This window comes from Pikeienuella piscinae (assembly GCF_011044155.1).
Lineage (GTDB): Bacteria > Pseudomonadota > Alphaproteobacteria > Rhodobacterales > Rhodobacteraceae > Pikeienuella > Pikeienuella piscinae.
The window spans coordinates 2,980,001-2,999,067 of record NZ_CP049056.1 but is presented as its reverse complement, the minus strand read 5'-3'; the positions used below and the strand labels follow the sequence as shown (position 1 = coordinate 2,999,067).

The 19,067-nt window shown below is 63.5% G+C and carries 15 protein-coding genes, 2 tRNA genes, 2 rRNA genes and 4 pseudogenes (1 of these 23 cut by a window edge); 10 read left to right on the top strand and 13 right to left on the bottom strand.

Translation table 11 applies throughout. The features are described 5' to 3' along the window. Positions 1–367: 367 nt before the first annotated feature. Positions 368–457, bottom strand: a tRNA-Ser gene (locus tag G5B40_RS14240). Between the two features lie 262 nt (positions 458–719). Between G5B40_RS14240 and G5B40_RS14235 the strand changes: the two genes are divergently transcribed. Together G5B40_RS14235 and G5B40_RS21260 are read left to right on the top strand one after the other, a co-directional pair. Then, the gene (locus tag G5B40_RS14235; RefSeq protein WP_165099844.1) at positions 720–1,100 is read left to right on the top strand and encodes a hypothetical protein; all 381 of its coding nucleotides are present in this window, start codon (positions 720–722) and stop codon (positions 1,098–1,100) included. A 3-nt stretch (positions 1,101–1,103) separates the two neighbouring features. Further along, positions 1,104–2,040, top strand: a pseudogene (locus G5B40_RS21260) (IS630 family transposase); the annotation flags it as partial. Positions 2,041–2,394: 354 nt separating this feature from the next. Here the strand turns inward: G5B40_RS21260 and G5B40_RS14220 are convergent. The 9 genes from G5B40_RS14220 to G5B40_RS14180 form a co-directional block, all read right to left on the bottom strand. Then, entirely contained in the window at positions 2,395–3,177 is a 783-nt protein-coding gene (locus G5B40_RS14220; protein ID WP_165099842.1) for an alpha/beta hydrolase, read from the bottom strand. A gap of 11 nt (positions 3,178–3,188) precedes the next feature. Further along, on the bottom strand, positions 3,189–3,887 hold the full coding sequence (locus G5B40_RS14215; RefSeq protein WP_165099840.1) for a GntR family transcriptional regulator: 699 nt from the start codon (positions 3,885–3,887) through the stop codon (positions 3,189–3,191). Positions 3,888–3,922: 35 nt separating this feature from the next. Continuing rightward, a complete protein-coding gene (locus tag G5B40_RS14210; protein ID WP_165099838.1) occupies positions 3,923–4,666 on the bottom strand; it encodes an SDR family oxidoreductase in 744 nt (247 codons plus the stop codon). Then, positions 4,659–5,096: a Zn-ribbon domain-containing OB-fold protein gene (locus G5B40_RS14205; protein ID WP_165099836.1), complete on the bottom strand. Its 438-nt coding sequence runs from the start codon at positions 5,094–5,096 to the stop codon at positions 4,659–4,661. The genes G5B40_RS14210 and G5B40_RS14205 overlap by 8 nt, the downstream gene beginning before the upstream one ends. Before the next feature lie 7 nt (positions 5,097–5,103). Continuing rightward, positions 5,104–6,288 carry a thiolase family protein gene (locus tag G5B40_RS14200; RefSeq protein ID WP_165099834.1) on the bottom strand — a complete coding sequence of 395 codons (1,185 nt, stop codon included), beginning with the start codon at positions 6,286–6,288 and terminating at the stop codon, positions 5,104–5,106. After that, on the bottom strand, positions 6,285–7,502 hold the full coding sequence (locus tag G5B40_RS14195) for a CaiB/BaiF CoA transferase family protein (protein ID WP_165099832.1): 1,218 nt from the start codon (positions 7,500–7,502) through the stop codon (positions 6,285–6,287). The genes G5B40_RS14200 and G5B40_RS14195 overlap by 4 nt, the downstream gene beginning before the upstream one ends. 24 nt (positions 7,503–7,526) lie before the next feature. Continuing rightward, entirely contained in the window at positions 7,527–8,708 is a 1,182-nt protein-coding gene (locus G5B40_RS14190) for a CaiB/BaiF CoA transferase family protein (protein ID WP_165099830.1), read from the bottom strand. A 22-nt stretch (positions 8,709–8,730) separates the two neighbouring features. Beyond that, on the bottom strand, positions 8,731–10,620 hold the full coding sequence (locus G5B40_RS14185) for a TRAP transporter permease (RefSeq protein WP_165099828.1): 1,890 nt from the start codon (positions 10,618–10,620) through the stop codon (positions 8,731–8,733). A 372-nt stretch (positions 10,621–10,992) separates the two neighbouring features. Continuing rightward, the gene (locus tag G5B40_RS14180; RefSeq protein ID WP_165099826.1) at positions 10,993–12,033 is read right to left on the bottom strand and encodes a TAXI family TRAP transporter solute-binding subunit; all 1,041 of its coding nucleotides are present in this window, start codon (positions 12,031–12,033) and stop codon (positions 10,993–10,995) included. 134 nt (positions 12,034–12,167) lie between these two features. Here G5B40_RS14180 and G5B40_RS21255 point away from each other — a divergent pair. From G5B40_RS21255 to G5B40_RS14145, 8 genes and pseudogenes are all read left to right on the top strand, one after another. Beyond that, a pseudogene (locus G5B40_RS21255) lies at positions 12,168–12,257 on the top strand (IS6 family transposase); the annotation flags it as partial. A gap of 23 nt (positions 12,258–12,280) precedes the next feature. Continuing rightward, positions 12,281–12,988: pseudogene (locus G5B40_RS14175) on the top strand (IS6 family transposase). 83 nt (positions 12,989–13,071) lie between these two features. After that, positions 13,072–13,206: pseudogene (locus G5B40_RS14170) on the top strand (phage tail tube protein); the annotation flags it as partial. Then, positions 13,206–13,661: a hypothetical protein gene (locus G5B40_RS14165; protein ID WP_165099824.1), complete on the top strand. Its 456-nt coding sequence runs from the start codon at positions 13,206–13,208 to the stop codon at positions 13,659–13,661. The pseudogene G5B40_RS14170 and the gene G5B40_RS14165, both read left to right, overlap by 1 nt. 83 nt (positions 13,662–13,744) lie before the next feature. Further along, positions 13,745–13,888 carry a DUF7697 family protein gene (locus G5B40_RS21250; protein WP_246209531.1) on the top strand — a complete coding sequence of 48 codons (144 nt, stop codon included), beginning with the start codon at positions 13,745–13,747 and terminating at the stop codon, positions 13,886–13,888. Further along, positions 13,881–14,747, top strand: coding sequence for a phage portal protein (locus G5B40_RS14155; protein ID WP_246209530.1), 867 nt, complete (start codon positions 13,881–13,883; stop codon positions 14,745–14,747). The genes G5B40_RS21250 and G5B40_RS14155 overlap by 8 nt, the downstream gene beginning before the upstream one ends. Beyond that, on the top strand, positions 14,732–16,531 hold the full coding sequence (locus tag G5B40_RS14150; protein WP_165099822.1) for a prohead protease/major capsid protein fusion protein: 1,800 nt from the start codon (positions 14,732–14,734) through the stop codon (positions 16,529–16,531). The genes G5B40_RS14155 and G5B40_RS14150 overlap by 16 nt, the downstream gene beginning before the upstream one ends. 2 nt (positions 16,532–16,533) lie before the next feature. Beyond that, on the top strand, positions 16,534–16,743 hold the full coding sequence (locus G5B40_RS14145; RefSeq protein WP_165099820.1) for a phage head-tail joining protein: 210 nt from the start codon (positions 16,534–16,536) through the stop codon (positions 16,741–16,743). A 296-nt stretch (positions 16,744–17,039) separates the two neighbouring features. On the opposite strand, the gene G5B40_RS14140 is transcribed toward G5B40_RS14145, so the two are convergent. From G5B40_RS14140 to G5B40_RS14130, 3 genes are all read right to left on the bottom strand, one after another. Continuing rightward, positions 17,040–17,116, bottom strand: a tRNA-Met gene (locus G5B40_RS14140). 80 nt (positions 17,117–17,196) lie between these two features. Beyond that, a 5S ribosomal RNA gene (gene rrf, locus G5B40_RS14135) occupies positions 17,197–17,311 on the bottom strand. Between the two features lie 87 nt (positions 17,312–17,398). Continuing rightward, positions 17,399–19,067, bottom strand: a 23S ribosomal RNA gene (locus G5B40_RS14130) (it continues 1,133 nt past the right edge of the window).

Below are 19,067 nucleotides of genomic sequence, written 5' to 3'. Positions count from 1 at the left end.
GCGGAGTAGTCGCAGAAAGTCAGCAACCTACGTGCCGAGGCGTTATGTAATGATTTTCCCTTTAAAAACACAAGCGTAGCCTACGTCAGATAGCGACGATCGGAGTTGGATCATGGTCGCGTTTAGACCGGCCGGGACCAGCTTCGAAGTGCTCGGCCGCCGAGGGAAAGATCCACTATATTCCAGATATTTAGAGGCTATTCACTAAATTCGCGCAGTCATGAGGTCCGGAGAATATCGGCCCAGAGAGACCGCTTCCGGGCGGCCTGGCGCTGGGGCCGGTGCTCAGCCCCTCCTGCATAACCCTTGAAAACAACAAGAAAATCCGGCCGCAGCCGGATCGGGAGAACGCTTTCGCGAGGGTAAGTGGCGGAGAGAGAGGGATTCGAACCCTCGAGACGGTTTCCCGCCTACACACTTTCCAGGCGTGCGCCTTCGACCACTCGGCCACCTCTCCATTGGGTGGTTGTCTATAGCCAATGCATCGGTCGGCGCAAGCGACTCGATCGTCGAGTCTGCACGTCTCCCGTGCGACGTGACATGAGCCGTTGTCACTCAGCATCTCGACGGGATGCGGTATCCTGTAGTCCCCGAACCGCCGCTCGACCGCGTCCAGCATCATGTCGCGGATACCCTCGGCGGGATCGCAGTCACGATCTACGCCAACCTTGATGACTGGCGCCGGGGGCCGCGGTGACCCGAACCCGGAGGGGCCCGGGGTGAAGTTCGAACCGGTCGCGGGGCTCGGCGGGCGCTATCCGGCCCGGCGTCAGCCGGCGCGGCCCGGCTCCTACGCGCGGGTTCCGGCCAGCCCGCATTTCGCCGCCCCGCGCCTGCTCGCCAGTCTCTATGTCGAGCCATGGCTGCTGCGCGAGACGCCCTCGACGCTGATGGCCGTCGACGGCGGCTGGCGGCTCGAAGCCTCCGCGACGAAGCTCCGGCTCACCTTTGGACGCCGATTACCCCAATACAGGGGTCAATCTTGCATGCCGGTTCACATCAGGATCGAAATCTTCTCCGCGTCCGACCATCGCCGCCGACGCTCGGGCCCGACAAGAACCTCTTGCGACATGTCCATACCTCTCAAGCGACGTCGTTAACGACGTCAATTGAGATCCAGTTCGCAGATCAAATCAGGAACCCGCAAGGCGGCCCAGACCGGCCGGTTACGGTTCAACGCGGACGGCCCGGAGGGCCTGAAGAACCGCTGCGGAGCCGGCCCGAAGCCCAAACTGACCGCCGAATATCGTCAGGCGCTCGCCGGGATGGTGGAGCGCGGCCCCATTCCGGCCATTCATGGCGTCGTGCGCTGACGGCGCTGCGATCTGGCTCGGGAACTCAACGAGACGTTCGGCGTCTCGGTGGATGAGACCACCATTGGCCGGGCGCTTCGGGAGATGGGCTACCGCAAGCTTTCCGCCCGCCCTCGCCACCGCGCGCAGAACGAATACGCGGTGGAGGATTTTAAAAAACTTTCCCCGCCGAACTGGCGAAGATCCACGCGCGCCTCGACTCCGGCATAGGGATCGAGATCTGGTGGCAGGATGAAGCCCGCGTCGGCCAAAAGAACAAGTTCACCCGTCGCTGGGCGAAGATGGGCTCACGCCCCTCTGCGCCAAAGGATCAGCGCACGAAATGGGCGTACATATTCGGCGCCATCTGCCCCGCGAAGGGCAAGGGCGCCGGGCTCGTGATGCCCTATGCCGACACCCACGCAATGAACGAGCACCTGACGCTGATCGGCGCAGAGGTCGGTCCCGGCTGCCATGCCGTGGTCCTGCTCGATCAGGCCGGCTGGCACACGACGCCGAAACTTGTCGTGCCTGAGAACATCACCCTCATGGAGCTGCCGCCCCGCGCACCGGAACTGAACCCCACCGAAAACATCTGGCAATTCATGAGGGACAACTGGCTGTCGAACCGCGTCTTCGCCGGCTACGACGACATCCTCGCCCATTGCTGTTAAGCATGGAACAAGCTCATCGACGGCCGTGGCGCATCAGAACAATCGGAATGCGGGACTGGGCGCATCGGTCATAGACTGCGCCCGTTGGTAGAAGCGCCGGTGCGAAAAGCGCGATGGAGTGTTCTGGGATCTGGTCCGCGGACTTCATCAAGGCCAGCAGCCATGTGCTGCGCAAACAGGCCGGACACATGACTGCAACTGACCACGTCAAATCTCAAAGAAAATACTTGCACCGTCGCGCCCGTCCATACATGCGCCCATAAACCTCCAAACTTTACATCCTCGCTTCGAACCAAACTCTATCGGCTTGACGCTGCCATTTGGGGGGATTTTACGCCTCTCGCGCCAGCAACATGCCGGCGGCTCCATGGCTGGATGTAATTGCACCCTCCTACAGCAGACCAACGCACATTTCGGGTGCCCCAAACTTATGGAATGAGAAAGTGGCTACCGTACCATCGCTCGATCACAAAGGCCGCATCGCGCCAATGGGGCTCCAGCGAGAAACAGTGTCCGGCACCCGTAAGGAACCAATACTCGGCATCGTAAAATCTGGCGGTAGCGAGATCTTGACCGGGTTTGTGAAAGTCGCCCAACTCCTTTTCAGCCGAGAGGCAGAGCGCAGGGCCGCTGATGCGCGAACGGTCGATCTCTACACGAAGCAAGCGGCGATCATTGAGCAGAGCCGGGCTCTCGTGGACCAGCCGCTCCGCGAAGTCGACCACGTCTTCATGCGAGAAGTTCGGAACGAACTTGCGCTTGACATGTTCGATCGAGCCCGGCGCGAACGGTCGTCCGTCCGGCACCGGCGCCTGAGGCTCAAGCCCGGGAAGCTGCCCGGGCGGCGACGGTGCGAGCAGGACAAGCCCGACCGTCGGGAAGCGGCTTGCGGCTATCGCCGCCACGGCCGCGCCGGCGCTGTGACCGGCAACGACCACTTCACCACCGATGGCCTGGCATGCCTCGACGACATCCTCCGCCATTTCCCTCTGACCCGACGTGAGAAACACGTCATCCTGGACGAGACCGCCATGGCCGCGCAGATCGATAGCCGCGCAGCCGACGCCGCGTTCGGCGAAATATCCGAGAAAATTCTCAAACGTCCAGGCGCCCAGCCACGCTCCGTGGACGAAGAGAATAGTGGGGAGGGAGCCAGCGGTTTGATCCGGAATGCGCCACAACCGCGCGCGCCTGAGATTCACGCACTGCATGTCTCTCACGTTCAGAGACCGGTCTTTGTAGCGATCCGCGGCGTCGTCTCCGCTGCGGCGGCGCCGTCGACATGCTTGCGCGGGTGAGCTCTGCTGAACTCCTCCCAGCCGCGCTTGATATGCTTCACCATCGCCGCGGCGGCGCCATCCACATCGCCCGACTCGAGTGTCGCTAAGAACTCCTCATGCTCTCCGATGACGCGCGTCACGCGCAGATCTATCGCATCGAGCAGATGAAACGGGTACTTGGCCCAGAGAACCCGCACGAACTGCAAGGTCTGGGGCCGGTTCGCAAGCTCGTAGAAGCGAAAGTGGAAGCGATAGTTGGCGGCGCGAAGTTCAAGGCGCTCTTCAGCACGGTGGGCCCTAAGGCATTCACGGTGACGTTCCTTAAGTTCGGCAAGCGCCTGCTGCGTCACCGCGGGAAACGCTTGCACCGTGAGGTCCCGCTCCAGCATCAGCCTCAGTTCGTAAAGCTCTTCAGCTTGCTCGATGATGAAGTGAGGGACAAGCACGCCGCGATGCGACAATCCGAGAACGTAGCCTTCGGCCTCGAGATTGCGCAGAGCCTCGCGCACCGGCGTGACCGAGACGTCCAATTCGTCAGCGATGTCGGACTGCTTCAGCTTTTGGCCCCGTTTGTAGAAGCCCGAAATGATGCGTTCCCGAAGTATCTCGGAGACGTGATCCTGTTTCGTTCTGAAGGCCATGGGGTCCTCTCATCAACGGCGTAGCGCCGTATCGGTCAGCGTCCGCCCGACATCACAAGATTTGCACCTAGTACATAGTCCGCCTCATCCGATAAAAGCCAGAGAACGCCCCGCGCCATTTCCTCGGGTTGCGCGGCGCGACAAGCCGGTACTGCCGATTCCAGTTTTTCGAGTCGCCCGGGCGGGTTCATTGATGTCCAGGTCAGACCCGGGCTAAATGTGTTGACGCGGATACCCTCGCGCGCCACCTCCTTCGCCAACCCCACACCCATGCTGTTCACAGCGCCCTTGGTGGCGGCATAGTGGATGCGCTCGCCCGCCGAGCCGTTTACGGCGGCGACTGACGACACATTGACGATCCGGCCACCCTCTCCGCCGTTTCTTGTGGACATGCGGCGCACCGCTTCGCGGCAGCATAAGAAGTAGCCGATGACGTTGACCTCGAAAATCCGCCTCAGCGTCGCTGCGTCCAGATCCTCGAGGCGCGTCGTCCCGCCGGATTGCCCGGCGTTGTTCACAAGGTCGGTGACCGGGCCAAGCCGCGCCGAAGCCTCGTCAAACATGGAGACGACCGCAGCCTCGTCGGAGGTGTCGGCTCGAAAAGCGAGGGCGCCGCCGCCGCCCTTCCGGATATCGTCGACGACGCTGGCGGCACCAGCCGCGTCGCTCGAATAATTGACGCAGACGCGATAGCCCCGCGCCGCGGCCAGTCGGGCGGTGGCGGCCCCGATGCCGCGCGAAGCTCCGGTGATGATGACGGTCCGGTTTTCATCAGACATGGGGGGATCCTGCATCTGTCGCATCGTCGAGAACGAAGCGTGGAAGGAGAAAGCCGTCGGGCATCGCCCTGTACACCATCCTGACCGGCCGGCCGATCCACGAGTCCTCGGGTTCCTCGCCTTCGAGATTGCTGATGAAAATCGGCCCTTCCTCCAGCCTCACCGCGATCACGTTGTAGGGCGCGCTGTAGGCGGGCAGATACTGGCGATGAAACACCACCCAGGAGACGATAACGCCCCGACCCGAGATGGGCTCCCACTCGGCGTTCGCGGACAGGCACGCCGGGCAGGTCGGCCCGGGCGGATATCGAGTGGCGCCGCAGTCGCTGCAACGCTGGAGCCGCATTTTCCTGGCGCGGATGCTCTCCCACATCGGTTCTTCGTACAGCCCGAGGACGGGCTGCGGCGTCTGGATCTCGGATATGTTCATGGCTCTCTCAACGGCCGTAGATGATGGAAACCGCTTTGCCGGCGACATCGGACGAGTAGTGGACGTAGCGGCAATCGGGGACCTGCCGCGCGCCACACTCGCCGCGAAGCTGGCGGACGCATTCGATCTGGTGATTCCAACCCTGCATGTATGATTCAGACAGATGGCCGCCGCTGGTGTTGGTCGGCAGCTTGCCGCCGGGGCCGACGCCTTCCTCGCGCAGAAACCGCCCGGCTTCACCCACGGCGCAGTAGCCATAGCCCTCAAGCGCCAGGGGCACATGCACGGAGAAGCTGTCGTAGACCTGAAAGGCGTCTACGTCCCTGGGCTCGATGTTCGCGGTCGAGAAGACGCGCTCCGCGACGTCTTGCTGCGCCGGCAGGTAGAAGTCTGTGAGACGCGGCTCCAGGCTCGTGGCGGCCTGGTTGAGGTCGCGCCGCCCGACCGCCTCGATGAAGACCGGGCGCTCGGTCATTTTCTTCGCGAGTTCGGCCTCGGCGATGATCAGCGCGACGCCGCCGTCATTGATGAGGCAGTAGTCGAACAGGTGAAGCGGCTCGCAGATATACGGAGAGGCGAGATAGTCTTCGACCGTGATCCGCTTGCGCATGATCGCGTTCGGATTGAGCGACGACCAGCCGCGCTGGGCGACTGCGACCTCGCCAAGTTCCGCCTCAGTGAAGCCGCGCGCGTGCTTGTAGGCCTGGAGCGTCAGCGCGTAGAGCGCGCCTTGCGAGGTGAGTCCCCACGGGGAATGGTAGACATAGGACAGGAAGGCGTCGCCCCCCATGGCGTTGGGGCCGCCATATTGCGTCTGGGCCGAGCGCTGGTCATTGCCGTAGACGAGAGCCACCACCTCGGCCATGCCGCTCTCGATCGCCATACAGGCCTGAATGACAGAGAGGACGGCGTCGGCCTGATCGCCCCATCGCGGGTCGATGGCGAGAATCTCCGCCATGCGCTCGTAGGCGGTCGTGGGCCCGACGATCAGGCCGTCGATCCGATCGCGCGCGATCCCGGCGTCCGCCAGCGCGTTCCTGAACGCCGCGACCCCGTAGCCATAGGCGTCGGAGGGCTTTTCGCCGGATCGCACGCGTCTCCAGTCGCCCGCCCAGTCGCTATGGCCGACGCCGACGATCGCGGCCGTGCGCTTGAGCCCGGTTCCAGGGCGGCTTCCGTAATTGGCGGTCATCCCAGCACTCCCTTCTCGGCCAGCGCGCGAATCTGCTCGTCTGACAGGCGCAATACGCCGCTGAGGACCTCGCGGGTGTGCTCCCCAAGGAGGGGCGGGCCGGCCAACTCGACGCGCTCACCGTCGAGCCGGTAGGGCGGAGAGGTGAAGAGCGTTTCGTCCATCTCCGGGTGGTCGACCTGCTGCCAGTAGCCGCGCGCGGCGAGCTGGGGGTCCTCCTCGATCAACTCTTTCGACGAGGCGACGGGCGCGGCGGCGACGCCCGCCGACTGAAGGATCTCCGCGGCTTCGCGGGGCGGGCGCCCCTGCGTCCAGGCGGAGACCGCGTCGTCCAGTTCCGCGGACCGCGCCAACCGCCCGGCCGACGACCGCAGGTCGGCATCGGCCGCGAGGTCCTGGCGCCTGATAACGGCGGCGAGCGCCAGCCATTCGGTATCGCTCTCCACCGCGATGGCGCACCAGCTGTCGTCACCCTGGCAGCGATAGATCCCATGCGGCGCGTCGGTGCGCGAGCGGTTTCCGATCTGCTCCGGCTCCTGTCCTGAAGCGGCCGCCTCAACGATCGCGGGGCCCGCAAAATTCGCGGTCGACTCGACCTGGGACAGGTCGATCTTCATGCCGCGCCCGGTCAGGCGGCGGTGACGCAGCGCGGCGAGGACGGCGAACGCGGCGTGATACGGGTTCGCCGCATGGTCCGGATAGTGCGTGCCGGGCCCGACGGGATCATCCGGCCCGTAGGCGGTCATCCACATAAGCCCCGTCACCGCGCTGATGGTCATCCCTACGCCCAGCATCGACGCGCGGGGGCCGCTCTCGCCATACATCGGCATGGAAAGATAAATGATGTCGGGCTTGGCCTTGCGAACGTCGTCATAGCTCAGCCCAAGCCGCTCCATCGCGCCCGGGCCGAAATTGTTGCTGATGACGTCCGACTGGGCGACCAGATCCAGCACCAGCCGCCGGCCCTCATCGCTCTTCAGGTCGATGGACACGCTCTTCTTCCCGGTGTTGCGGGAAGCATAGTAGCCGCTGCGGTTGACCCCGGGTTTGGCGTCTTTGAAGGGACCGCCGCGGCGCACGGGGTCAAGCCGGGAGGTGCTCTCGATCTTCAGAACCTCGGCCCCAAAATCCGAGAAGAGCTTGGTGCCGAAAGGGCCCGCGCCGGCCCAGGTCAGGTCGGTGAAGCGGATTCCACGGAGAAAATCGGGTTTCATGGCGCACTCCTTTGTAATTTTCATTCACCGGTTCGATGCAGTGGACGCCGCCTTCAGAAGGTCGTTATGCTGACCTAGCTCCGGCGCCGGCGACAGCGACCACACGTCCTCGGACAGCCGGTACGGGGCGCCGGGGAACAGGACGGGCTTCTCCAGGCGAGGATCGGCGAGCGAAACGAAATAGTCGCGGTGCTGGAGCTGCGGGTCCGTGAGCACGTCCCTGACGCGGTTTACCGAGGACATCACGATCTTCCGCCGGATCGCCTCTCGTGTGACCTCTTCCTTTGTGAAGTCGCGGATGAAAGCCTCGAAGGTCCGGCGGAAGATCGTGCGCGCCTCGGCGGTGGTGCGCCAGGGACGGTCGAGCCAACGCTCCTTTGAGAATTCCTCGGCTGACGGGTGCTCCACCTCGCGCATCCATTCGACCAGGGACTTCCATGACACGCCGAGCGTTGGCGGCGAGGCGAGGAAGACGTACCCATCGCGGCAGCTGAAGATGTCCTCGCTCGCATCGCGGGTTCCCTCTCCGCCACGCTGCGAGACCCGCCCCTCCAGATCGTAGACCTGGATCGCGTTCTGCAGCGAATGCGCGATGCACTCTTGCGCCGAGACGTCGATCAGATGGCCGACGCCCCCCCGCTCTGCGTCGAAGAGGGCGACCGCCGTCGCTGAGGCCGCGTAGACAGACGCGATCATCGCCGATTGCGCCACCGGCAGTCGGAGCGGCGGCTCGCCCGGGCGGCCGGAAAGCCAAGCGATGCCGCCGCTGGCCTGCATCGTCAGGTCGCAGGCCGGCGCGTCCGTCAGCGGTCCTCCAAGACCATAGGGCGAGACAATCGTGATGACCGCCGTCGGATTCAGCGACCGCACCCATCCAAGCTCATCCGCCAGCGGGCCGCCGCGCTCGAGGAAGACGATCTGCGTCGGCTCGATCAGGCGCGCGAAGTCGGAGCGGCCTTCTTCCGTGTCGAAATCCAGAACGACGCTCTTCTTGCTTGCGTTGAAGAACAGGAATGCCCAGTCGGGCGTGTTTTCGCCCTCTTCGCGCGCGCGTTCGGCGGATCTATGCCGATCCGGCAAGCCTTGCGGCGGCTCGACGCGGACAACTTCGGCGCCGAGGTCGGCGAATAGACGAGTGGCGTATCGCCCGAGGTCATGGGTCAGATCCAGGATTCTGATCCCCGAATATGGTTGGACCTTAGTCATCTGTTATGTTCCTTGGCGAAGGTCAGGTTACGGAGGCTGCAGGAAGGCTGCGGCGATTGAGGATTAGCGCGATCGCAAGCAGCCCCGCGCCGGCGGGCAGGAGGTAAGCGGCCGGATAGAACAGCAAGACGCCCCCCGCGGCGCAGAGCAGTCTCTGCACCGTTGTCGCGCGGGTGAAGGCCCAGCCCTCAAAGGCGACGCCGAACGCGATCACCCCCACCGTCGCGGTCAACACATGGATGACCATTTTCAGCGTGATCCCGTCGAGGCCGATGATGCTCGGGTAGTAGGTGAACATGAACGGCACCAACCACGCCACGAAGCCAAGCCGCATGGCTATCCAGGCGGTCTTGATGGCCGGGGCGCCGGCGACGCCGGCCGCCGCGAAGATCACGACGGCCACGGGCGGGGACAGGCCGCTCAAGGTCGCGTAGTAGAAGATGAAGAGGTGCGCGATGACGAGCGGGACGCCCATGTCCGTCAACAGAGGCGCCGTAAGGCTGGCCACGATCACGTAGGCGCCCACCGTGACGACGCCCATGCCAAGGACAACCGCGACGATGGCGGTGGCCAGGAGCGCGAGGAACATTGAGTCCTGGGAGATCGCGCCGATCATGGTTGTGAGGCGCGCCCCGAGCCCCGTAAGCAGGATCATGCCCACGACCACGCCCGCGAGCGCCAGCGCAACCGAGATCGTCGCCAGCGTCTGCACTCCGTCGAGGCTGACCGCCTTGACCCGCTCACCGGTGAAAACCCGGGTCTCGCGCAGCAGGCAGGTTGTCGCGAAGAGGCTGAGGAAGGTGACGGCGATCGAGAAATCCGTCGAGAAGTTCTTGAAAAGGAGAACGATCAGAAGCGTTATCGGCCCGAAGACGATGAGGCTCTTGAAGGCGTTGTCGGCGAAGGTCGGGATCTCGTCCTCGTTCATCGGGCGCAGATTCATCTTGCTTGCGCGCAGGTGCACCTGAACAAAGACGCTGAGATAATAGAGGAAGGCGGGCACGAGGCAGTAGCCGGCGAGCACAAGGAACGGCACTCCGGTGTACTCCGCCATCAGAAAGACGGCGGCGCCCATGATCGGCGGGATGAACTGGCTGCCTTGCGAGGCGACAGCCTCGACCCCCGCGGCGAAGGCGGGCGTGTAGCCCGCCCGTTTCATCATCGGGATGGTGATCGTTCCGGTCGTCAGCACGTTGGTCACGCCGCTGCCGCTCACCATGCCCATCAACGCGCTTCCCAGCACTGCGACCTTGCCCGGCCCGCCGGTCCATCGACCGGCGAGAGCGAAGGCGAGGTTCAGAAGGTAGGCCCCTGCGCCCGACACGTTGAGCAGGGCGGTGAAGAACACGAAGACCGTGACGAAGCCGGCGGCGAAGCCGAGAGGCGTGCCGAACAGACCGTCGGTGCCGAGCACGGTGACCCTGAGCACGTTCTCCCATGTAACGCCGGCGTGCTGCAGGATGCCTGGAAAGTATCTGCCGTAAACCGCGTACAGCACGAACAGTGAGGCGACGTAAATAAGCGGCTTCGCGGTCGTGCGGCGGGCGCCCTCGAACACCGTGAGGAGGAGCGCCGCGGCGATCAGGCGCTCGCTATTCGACAGGTACGACTCCCACAACAGGTCATCCCAATTGAGGACCAGATAAACTGTCGCGCCCGCGGCGACGCCGATGATCGCCAGGTTGAACGCCATTTCCGGGAGCGACCCCTCCCGCAGCCAGCCGCTTGGATAAAGGAGCGTGGCGCAAGCAACGACGGCGAAGAGGAAAAGCGGTCTCTGAACGTAGACGATCGGCGCGCCGAAGAACGCCGCATGGAGGGCCGCGCCCAACACGGCCAGCCCGAGCGCCACCGCTATGGCGCGTTGGAAACGCACCGATACGGGGCTCGAGTCGCTAGTTACTTCAGTCATAGGACGTTCCTTCGGCGAATTCCTGCCCAAGAATGGGATGAGGGAATGCTGACGCAGGTGGGCCGAACGCTTCGCAGGCGGCTTGACGAACTGCTGAAAGGCAGTTTTGGAGCGCCGGCCTCATCTCGTTGCTCTGCGCCCGCCGTGAGACGTTATTCATCAACGCCACGAGAGAATACGAAATCGGTCCCGGTCGGCGTCATCATGAGCGGTCTCGGACTTTTCCAGCAGCCTTTTGGAGGCGTCCCTTCCTGAAGCGGCGAGTGTTCGCCGCCCTGGCCGGGGCTATGGAACGTTCGTCTGTCACGGCTGCGCTGGGGCCATGCCCAGGCAACCGTGACAGCGGCCGCCACGTCAGTTGCTGGCTTTCTGCTACTCGATGAACCGCTCGACGCCCGGCACGCCGATTTCCTTGTAATACCGGAGCGCCCCGGGATGCGGCGGAATCGGCATCCCCTGCAGCGCGTTCTCGATCGTCGCAGCCTTGTAGGCCGGATGCGCGTTCCTCAGCACATCGATATTCTCCCACAAGGCTTTCGTCATATCGTAGACGAGATCGTCGGGGAGATCAGCGTGGAGGAAGAAGTAGACGCCGTGGAAGAAACCCTTCTTCGGATCGGGAATGGTGAGCTGCGGGTAGACGTCCTCGGGCACTGTCTTCGTGTAGACCGGATAATTCGCCATCACTTCTTCGATGGCGTCCTCATCCGGCTGAAGCAGCACCAGGTCCTGTTTTGTATTCAGCTCCATCATCGCGGCGTCGCCGAGAGCCCGCGTATGGGACAGCCCGTCAATATTGGCGCTCGCAAGCTGCTCGATGGCCTGCGACGTGCAGTAAGGGACGACGTTCACGTCCTCGAACGGGTTGAGGCCGTGCGCCTCCATCAGGATCTTGAAGAAGGTGAACGGCTGGTCCCAGCGTTCCGGTCGGTCGGGCTCGGGCGGGGCGCAGGCGGCGGCGATCGTCAGCCCCGAGTCGGCCAGCTCCGATACCTTGGTCTTGCCATACCGCTTCAGCAGGAAGACGTCGAAGAAACCCTCCTGCACGAACGCCCATCCGCGCACCGGGACATCGCGGCCCTCCCACGGCCCCTTGCCGTTATACGCAAGGGTCAGGTCCATGCTGGCGACGCCGCCAACACGTTCCCCCCGTATCATCTGCGGGTAGACCTCGGTCGTCGAGTTCGGGCTGACAGTCGCGGTCGCCCGCACATCCGGCAGTTCCTGGGAGAGCAGGGCCGCGACCGCCGACATCCCCGCAAAATAGGAGCCGGTGGCCGTCGCCGAGCCAAAAACGAGATCCCAGTTATCGCCACTTTTCCAGTGGTCGGCCGGTGCCGCGAACGCGAACGATGATGTGAACAGCGCTCCGGCTGTGGCTGCGACTGCGGTTCGTGTGATCCAGGTTCTCATAGCGTCTCCCTTGGGTATTTTATATCATATATTTTACCTAGCTGAGTCGAGTTGATCTGTCCAGAGGCCCTTTCAAGGGCACTCAGCCTCCGGCGAGTCAGGGGTTGAGCAGCGTTCGCAGATGATGAAACGCCGCCCCTTTTCGCTACTTCAAAACGAGCCTCGCCATCATCCGCCTGGCGGTCATGATGTGTGTCTGGTTCCCTCTATCGCTGCGGAACGTCGTGTCCACCGTCAGCGCCCTCCGATGAGCACGCGCAGCCCTTTCCGCTACTTCAAGACGAGCCCGGAAATCATCCGCCTGGCGGTGATGATGTACATCCGCTTCCCGCTATCGCTGCGGAACGTGGAGGATCTTCTCCACGAGCGCGGGATCGAGGTTAGCCGCGAGACGATCCGTTTCTGGTGGAACCGCTTCGGCCCAATCTTCGCCGCCGAGATCCGGCGCAAGCGCCTCGACCGGATGCGCGCCTTCTCGACCTGGCGCTGGCATCTCGACGAGGTCTTCGTGAAGGTCAACGGTGAGCGCCGCTATCTCTGGCGCGCTGTCGATCACGAGGGCGAAGTGCTGGAGGCTGTAGTTACCAAGCGCCGAGACGGGCGCGCTGCTCTGAAATTGCTCAGAATACTGATGAAGCGTCATGGGCGGCCCGTAGAGATTGTGACCGACCGATTGGCGTCATATCGGGTTGCAATGCGGGAACTCGGTGTTCCGGGCAAGCAGGTCACAGGCCGCTGGCTGAATAACCGGATCGAGAACTCGCATCAGTCCTTTCGACGACGCGAGCGGGTGATGCTTCGCTTCCGGCGTATGAGATTCTTGTAGACTTTCGCCGCCATTCATTCCTCGGCCCACAATCATTTCAACATGGAGCGCCACCTCCACCGACGACACGACTTCAAGCAGAACCGGGCCGTCGCGCTCGCCGGGTGGCGATGCTTCGGCACCGCCTGAGTGACGGCGCGCCCCAACCTAACGGAGACTTGTGCGTTTTGTCTGAGAGCATCTTTCCAACTATGTCGGCGTTTTTGGTGCGTTACCTGCCGCGCCCGCGGATCGAGATCTCCGGGCCACAAGGCGTGCAGGCCAGTTTCGACTGGCAGGCGGCGCGCGACAGCGTGGTCGGCCGGATGTGCACAGCCACCCTGATCAACGATGTGGAGACGTACTAATGCTGACGCTCGATCTGACGAATGAACCGCGCTGGCACGACCTGGCTACCAGCGTGCGGGTGCAGCTGCGTCCACTGACAACCGCACTGATGGTGGCGACGCGCAGCGATCCCGAGGTCGAGGCGGTGCCCGAAGAGGCCACCGACGAGGAACGCGCTGTCGCCTTCGCGAAAGCGCTGGGCCGCCGCGCGGTGTTAGCCTGGGAGGGCGTGGGTGATGCCGACGGCAATGCAATCGAGCCCAGCCCAGAGGCCATCGACGCGCTTGTCGACATCTGGCCGATCTTCGAGGCCTTCCAGCTGAGCTACGTCTCGAAGGGCCTGCTGCTGGAACAGGAAAAAAACGCCTCCGCGCTCTCGCCGACTGGTCCTTCGGCGGGGGCAACCGATACTGCGAGGGTTGCGAACCCCGCGAGGCCTGCACAAGGCGCTGCGAAGACTGCCCCGCGCGGCTGAACCAACCCCTTACGATTGAAGGCTGGCAGGTCTGGGACCTTGGCGGTCGTCTTGGCGGCCAGCTTCGGGTACTGCCCGGCGCAGTGATCGGCTGGGATCTGACCGCCGCCCTTGCGCTCGCCAATGCGCTGGGCATGTCACCGGTTGCCGCAGCCGAACTGCTGCCGGTCATCGAGGCGGCGATGGTGGCAAAGCTCAACGAACAGATGGAACGTCACGATGGCTGAGAAGAAAGTCAGCGTCCGCCTTGCTGCGGTGGGCGGACGGCAGGTGCGCGCCGAGCTGGAGGGTGTTGGCGAGGCTGGAGCCCGAGGTTTCGGACGGTTGTCGCGTGAGATGGAGACTGCGAATGCGCGGATGCACGAGCTCGACCAGTTCGAGGACGCCGCGCTGGTCAAGGCCAAGGTCGCAGCGCTGTTCACCGGGTTCATCACCGATCCCGATGGGACGGCAGGCGGGCTCTCGGGCACCAACACCGGCGGCGCGCTGACCGTGGGCATGGAGCCTGGCAGCCTGATCCCGCTGCCGCCCGGCGCCGACATCCGCTTCTCGAACCCGACCGAGCACGACGCCTACGCGCCCTTCGTGAAGAACCACCTCCGCGCCGTCGCGGCCGGGCTGGGCCTGCCCTACGAACTGGTCTCGGGCGATCTCGAAGGCGTCACCTATTCCTCCATCCGCGCCGGGCTTATCGAGTTCCGCCGCCGGGTCGAGCAGCTGCAACACAACGTGGTGGTGCATCTGTTCTGCCGTCCGGTCTGGGAGCGGTTCGTTCGGCTCGCGGTGCTGACCGGCGAACTTCCCGCGCGGGACTTTGACCGCAACCCGGACGCCTACCTGGGCTGTGAATGGCTGCCGCCGAAGTTCGACTACGTCGATCCGATGAAAGGACGTGCAGGCCGAGATCCTGGCGATCGGCGCCGGGCTCAAGAGCCGGTCCCAGGCGATCTCCGAGCGCGGCTACGACGCCGAACAGGTCGATGCCGAGATCGCAGCCGACCGCGAGCGTGCGGAGGAACTGGGGCTGAGTTTCGACCAGTCTGTGGCGTCGCAACAGAAGGAGGCCGGAAATGGCTGATACCGTAGAACTGCACACCCGCCGGGCGACGCTCCGACCACAGACGGTCAACGTTGAAGAACGCAACGTTGAAGTCGTCTGGTCCACGGGCGCGCCCGTGCGCCGCCGCGACATGGCAGGGCCATACATCGAACGGCTGAGCCTCGCGCCCGAGGCCGTGGACCTGTCGCGCCTTGAAGGGGCCAGCGTCCTCGACGCACACCGTCAGACCGCGGTGCGCGACGTGCTGGGCACGGTCCGCAGCGCCGCCGTCGATGGCAAGCGCGGCACGGCGCTCATCCAGTTCTCGGCCCGACCCGAGGTGGAGCCGATCTGGCAGGACGTGCTGGCAGGCATCCTGCGGCATGTCTCGGTCGGCTACTCGGTCGAGGAATGGTCCGAGTCGACCGAGAACGGCGCGCGCGTGCTGACAGCCGAGCGCTGGACGCCCCACGAGATTTCCCTGGTGCCGACGCCGGCCGACCCCGGCGCCCACATTCGCATGGAGACAGAGATGACCGAGACAACCACCCGAGAGGCCGCCGACACGGCGCCGACCACCGAGGCCCGCGCCGAGATCCGCTCCATCGCCCGCATCGCCGGGCTCGACCAGTCCTGGATCGACAGCCAGATCGACGCCGGGGCCGATCCCGACACCGCCCGCCGCGCGGCCTTCGAGGCGCTGGCCAAGCGCTCCGCGCCCGCGATCCGCACCGAACAGGTCCGCGTCGAGATGGGCGAGAGCCATGACGACCCTGCAGTCCGCGCCCGCCAGATGGGCGAGGCGCTCTATGCCCGTATCAACCCGCGCCACGAACTGAGCGAGCCTGCCCGCCGCTATGCCTACGCTACGCCCGTGGACATGGCGAAGGAGCTGCTGACACTGCGCGGCGAATCCACCATGGCCCTGTCGCCCGCGAGCCTCGTGACCCGCGCGCTGCACACGACGTCCGACTTCCCCATCATCCTCGGGGACACGGTGAGCCGCGTGCTGCGCGACGCCTACCAGGCGGCGCCCTCGGGCATCCGCCGCCTCGGCCGCCAAACGATGGCGCGGGACTTCCGCTCGGTGAACAAGATCATGCTGGGCGAGGCGCCGCTGCTGGAGAAGCTCAACGAGCATGGCGAGATCAAGGCCGGGACGATGGCCGAGGCGCGTGAGGCATACAAGGTCGAGACCTGGGCGCGCAAGATCGGCATCACCCGGCAGGTGCTGGTGAACGACGACCTCGGCGCCTTCGCGGACCTCGCCCGCCGGATGGGCCAGGCCGCCGCCGAGACCGAGGCACGGATCCTCGTCACCCTGCTGGAGGCGGGAAACGGCAATGGACCTACGATGTCGGACGGCAAGACCTTGTTCCACGCCGACCACGGCAACAAGGCCGCGGCCGGGGCTGCGATTTCCGACGCGACGCTGTCGGCTGCACGGCTGGCGCTGCGCACCCAGAAGGGCATCGAGGACCGCACGATCCGGGTGACGCCGAAGAACCTGCTGGTACCACCCGCGCTGGAAACCGATGCCGAGAAGTGGCTGGCCTCCATCGCGCCTGCGACTGCTGCGGATGTGAACCCGTTTTCCGGGTCGCTCTCGCTGGTGGTCGAGCCGCGTCTGACCTCGCCTACGCGCTGGTATGTCACTGCCGACCCCGGCGAGATCGACGGGCTTGAATTCGCCTCTCTCTCGGGCGCCGAGGGCCCGCAAGTCGAGAGCCGCTCGGGCTGGGACGTGGACGGGGTGGAGATCCGGGTGATCCTCGATTTCGGTGCCGGGTTCATCGACCATCGCGGCTGGTTCATGAACGCCGGGGCATGAACATGGCTGACCTCGCCCAGCTCGCCGCCTGGCGAGACGCCCTGATGGCCGCGCGCTACCGGGGCGTCCGCACCGTCGAATATGACGGCAAGCGCGTCACCTACGCCAGCGACGGCGAGATGGCCGCGGCGCTCGCGGACCTCAACCGGCAGATCGCAGGGGCGACCAACGGCATCTCAGTCGTCCGTATCCAATCCTCGAAAGGGCTCTGAGCATTATATCGCGGCAATGGCCGTATGACCCGCTGCAAAACGCGTTGTTGGCTCCAACGCGTTTCTCCGCGAGCGGAGCCGCGCCCAGCCGCCCCCAGAGGGCAAGTTCCGTCACCCGTGAACGCCTTGCGAACATTGTCCTGGTCCCGTGTCGCATCCGTGTCGCACGGAGGAATCGGGGCCGGTCGTAAGCCTTTGGAATCTTTGGGGAGTGATCGGGACGGGTTTGCGACGCGCCGCGACACGCAAAAGCCGCCCGGAGGCGGCTTAAGTGTTTGACATCTTGTCAGAAAATTTGGTTGCGGGGGTAGGATTTGAACCTACGACCTTCAGGTTATGAGCCTGACGAGCTACCGGGCTGCTCCACCCCGCGCTGGGTATGATGTTGAACACGCACACAGAGCACGCGATCATATCGTAATAGAGAGAAATGCTTACCTGCGGCTGTTCAAGGCCTGGCGGCGACCTACTCTCCCACGTCTTGAGACGCAGTACCATTGGCGCAACGGGTCTTAACGGCCGAGTTCGAGATGGGATCGGGTGTTTACCTCGTGCTGTGACCACCAGACCTAGAAAAACCGCAAATACTTTCCAAGTTTCATCAATCATCGGCGTATGCACAAATGCGTGCACTCCGATCTTTCGTCTACTGGATCGAATCAAGCCTATCGAGCGATTAGTACTGGTCAACTGAGCGCCTTACAGCGCTTACATCTCCAGCCTATCGACGTGGTGGTCTTCCACGGCTCTCAGGGAGATCTGGTTTTGAGGGGGGCTTCCCGCTTAGATGCCTTCAGCGGTTATCCTGTCCGAACATAGCTACCCTGCACTGCGGCTGGCGCCACAACAGGTCCACCAGTGGTTCGTTCACCCCGGTCCTCTCGTACTAGGGGCAACTCCTCTCAAATCTCCTACACCCACGGCAGATAGGGACCGAACTGTCTCACGACGTTCTAAACCCAGCTCACGTACCTCTTTAAACGGCGAACAGCCGTACCCTTGGGACCTTCTCCAGCCCCAGGATGAGATGAGCCGACATCGAGGTGCCAAACGATGCCGTCGATATGGACTCTTGGGCATCATCAGCCTGTTATCCCCGGCGTACCTTTTATCCGTTGAGCGATGGCCCATCCACGAGGGACCACCGGATCACTATGGCCGTCTTTCGACTCTGCTCGACTTGTCAGTCTCGCAGTCAGGCAGGCTTATGCCATTGCACTCAACGAGCGATTTCCGACCGCTCTGAGCCTACCTTCGCGCGCCTCCGTTACTCTTTAGGAGGCGACCGCCCCAGTCAAACTACCCGCCACAGAGGGTCCCGGAACCGGATTCACGGTTCGCGGTTAGACGCCAAGCAGGCCAAGGGTGGTATCTCAAGGTTGACTCCACCGAAACTAGCGTTCCGGTTTCAAAGTCTACCACCTATCCTGCACAAGACATGCCTGACGTCACTCTGAAGCTGTAGTAAAGGTGCACGGGGTCTTTCCGTCTAACCGCGGGAACCCCGCATCTTCACGGGGAATTCAATTTCGCTGAGTCGATGTTGGAGACAGCGGGGAAGTCGTTACGCCATTCGTGCAGGTCGGAACTTACCCGACAAGGAATTTCGCTACCTTAGGACCGTTATAGTTACGGCCGCCGTTTACTGGGGCTTCAGTTCGGAGCTTTCACCCCTCCCTTTAACCTTCCAGCACCGGGCAGGCGTCAGACCCTATACGTCGTCTTGCGACTTCGCAGAGCCCTGTGTTTTTAGTAAACAGTCGCCACCCCCTGGTTTGTGCCCCCGACCCACAGTTGCCTGCAAGCCGGGCCTCCTTCTCGCGAACTTACGGAGGTATTTTGCCGAGTTCCTTCAACATCGTTCTCTCAAGCGCCTTGGTATTCTCTACCAGTCCACCTGTGTCGGTTTAGGGTACGGTCATATGAGGGGCTATTTCCAGGAACCACTCAGCAGCCCCTCCAATCCGATAAGGAGGAACTACACCTGCGATCCGTCACCATCCTCTGGCCCAGTAATATTAAACTGGTTCCCATCGCCTACGCCTTTCGGCCTCGGCTTAGGGGCCGGCTCACCCTGCTCAGATTAGCTTTAAGCAGGAACCCTTGGACTTTCGGCGAGAGTGTCTCTCACACTCTTTGTCGCTACTCATGTCAGCATTCTCACTTCCGTACGCTCCAGGATACCTCACGGACACCCTTCACAGCATACGGAACGCTCCGCTACCACTATGCTTGCAAGCAAGCATAATCCTCAGCTTCGGCTCATGGCTTGAGCCCCGTTACATCTTCGCCGCAGGACAACTTATCTAGACCAGTGAGCTGTT

What these genes read in the sequence shown, in the direction of transcription:
- G5B40_RS14220 (WP_165099842.1), bottom strand. Translation starts at nt 3,177, where the DNA reads ATGCAGTGCGTGAATCTCAGGCGCGCGCGGTTGTGGCGCATTCCGGAT.
- G5B40_RS14190 (WP_165099830.1), bottom strand. Translation starts at nt 8,708, where the DNA reads ATGACTAAGGTCCAACCATATTCGGGGATCAGAATCCTGGATCTGACC.
- G5B40_RS14195 (WP_165099832.1), bottom strand. Translation starts at nt 7,502, where the DNA reads ATGAAACCCGATTTTCTCCGTGGAATCCGCTTCACCGACCTGACCTGG.
- G5B40_RS14145 (WP_165099820.1), top strand. Translation starts at nt 16,534, where the DNA reads ATGGCTGACCTCGCCCAGCTCGCCGCCTGGCGAGACGCCCTGATGGCC.
- G5B40_RS14210 (WP_165099838.1), bottom strand. Translation starts at nt 4,666, where the DNA reads ATGTCTGATGAAAACCGGACCGTCATCATCACCGGAGCTTCGCGCGGC.
- G5B40_RS14165 (WP_165099824.1), top strand. Translation starts at nt 13,206, where the DNA reads ATGCTGACGCTCGATCTGACGAATGAACCGCGCTGGCACGACCTGGCT.
- G5B40_RS14205 (WP_165099836.1), bottom strand. Translation starts at nt 5,096, where the DNA reads ATGAACATATCCGAGATCCAGACGCCGCAGCCCGTCCTCGGGCTGTAC.
- G5B40_RS14180 (WP_165099826.1), bottom strand. Translation starts at nt 12,033, where the DNA reads ATGAGAACCTGGATCACACGAACCGCAGTCGCAGCCACAGCCGGAGCG.
- G5B40_RS14150 (WP_165099822.1), top strand. Translation starts at nt 14,732, where the DNA reads ATGGCTGATACCGTAGAACTGCACACCCGCCGGGCGACGCTCCGACCA.
- G5B40_RS14200 (WP_165099834.1), bottom strand. Translation starts at nt 6,288, where the DNA reads ATGACCGCCAATTACGGAAGCCGCCCTGGAACCGGGCTCAAGCGCACG.
- G5B40_RS14215 (WP_165099840.1), bottom strand. Translation starts at nt 3,887, where the DNA reads ATGGCCTTCAGAACGAAACAGGATCACGTCTCCGAGATACTTCGGGAA.
- G5B40_RS14155 (WP_246209530.1), top strand. Translation starts at nt 13,881, where the DNA reads ATGGCTGAGAAGAAAGTCAGCGTCCGCCTTGCTGCGGTGGGCGGACGG.
- G5B40_RS14185 (WP_165099828.1), bottom strand. Translation starts at nt 10,620, where the DNA reads ATGACTGAAGTAACTAGCGACTCGAGCCCCGTATCGGTGCGTTTCCAA.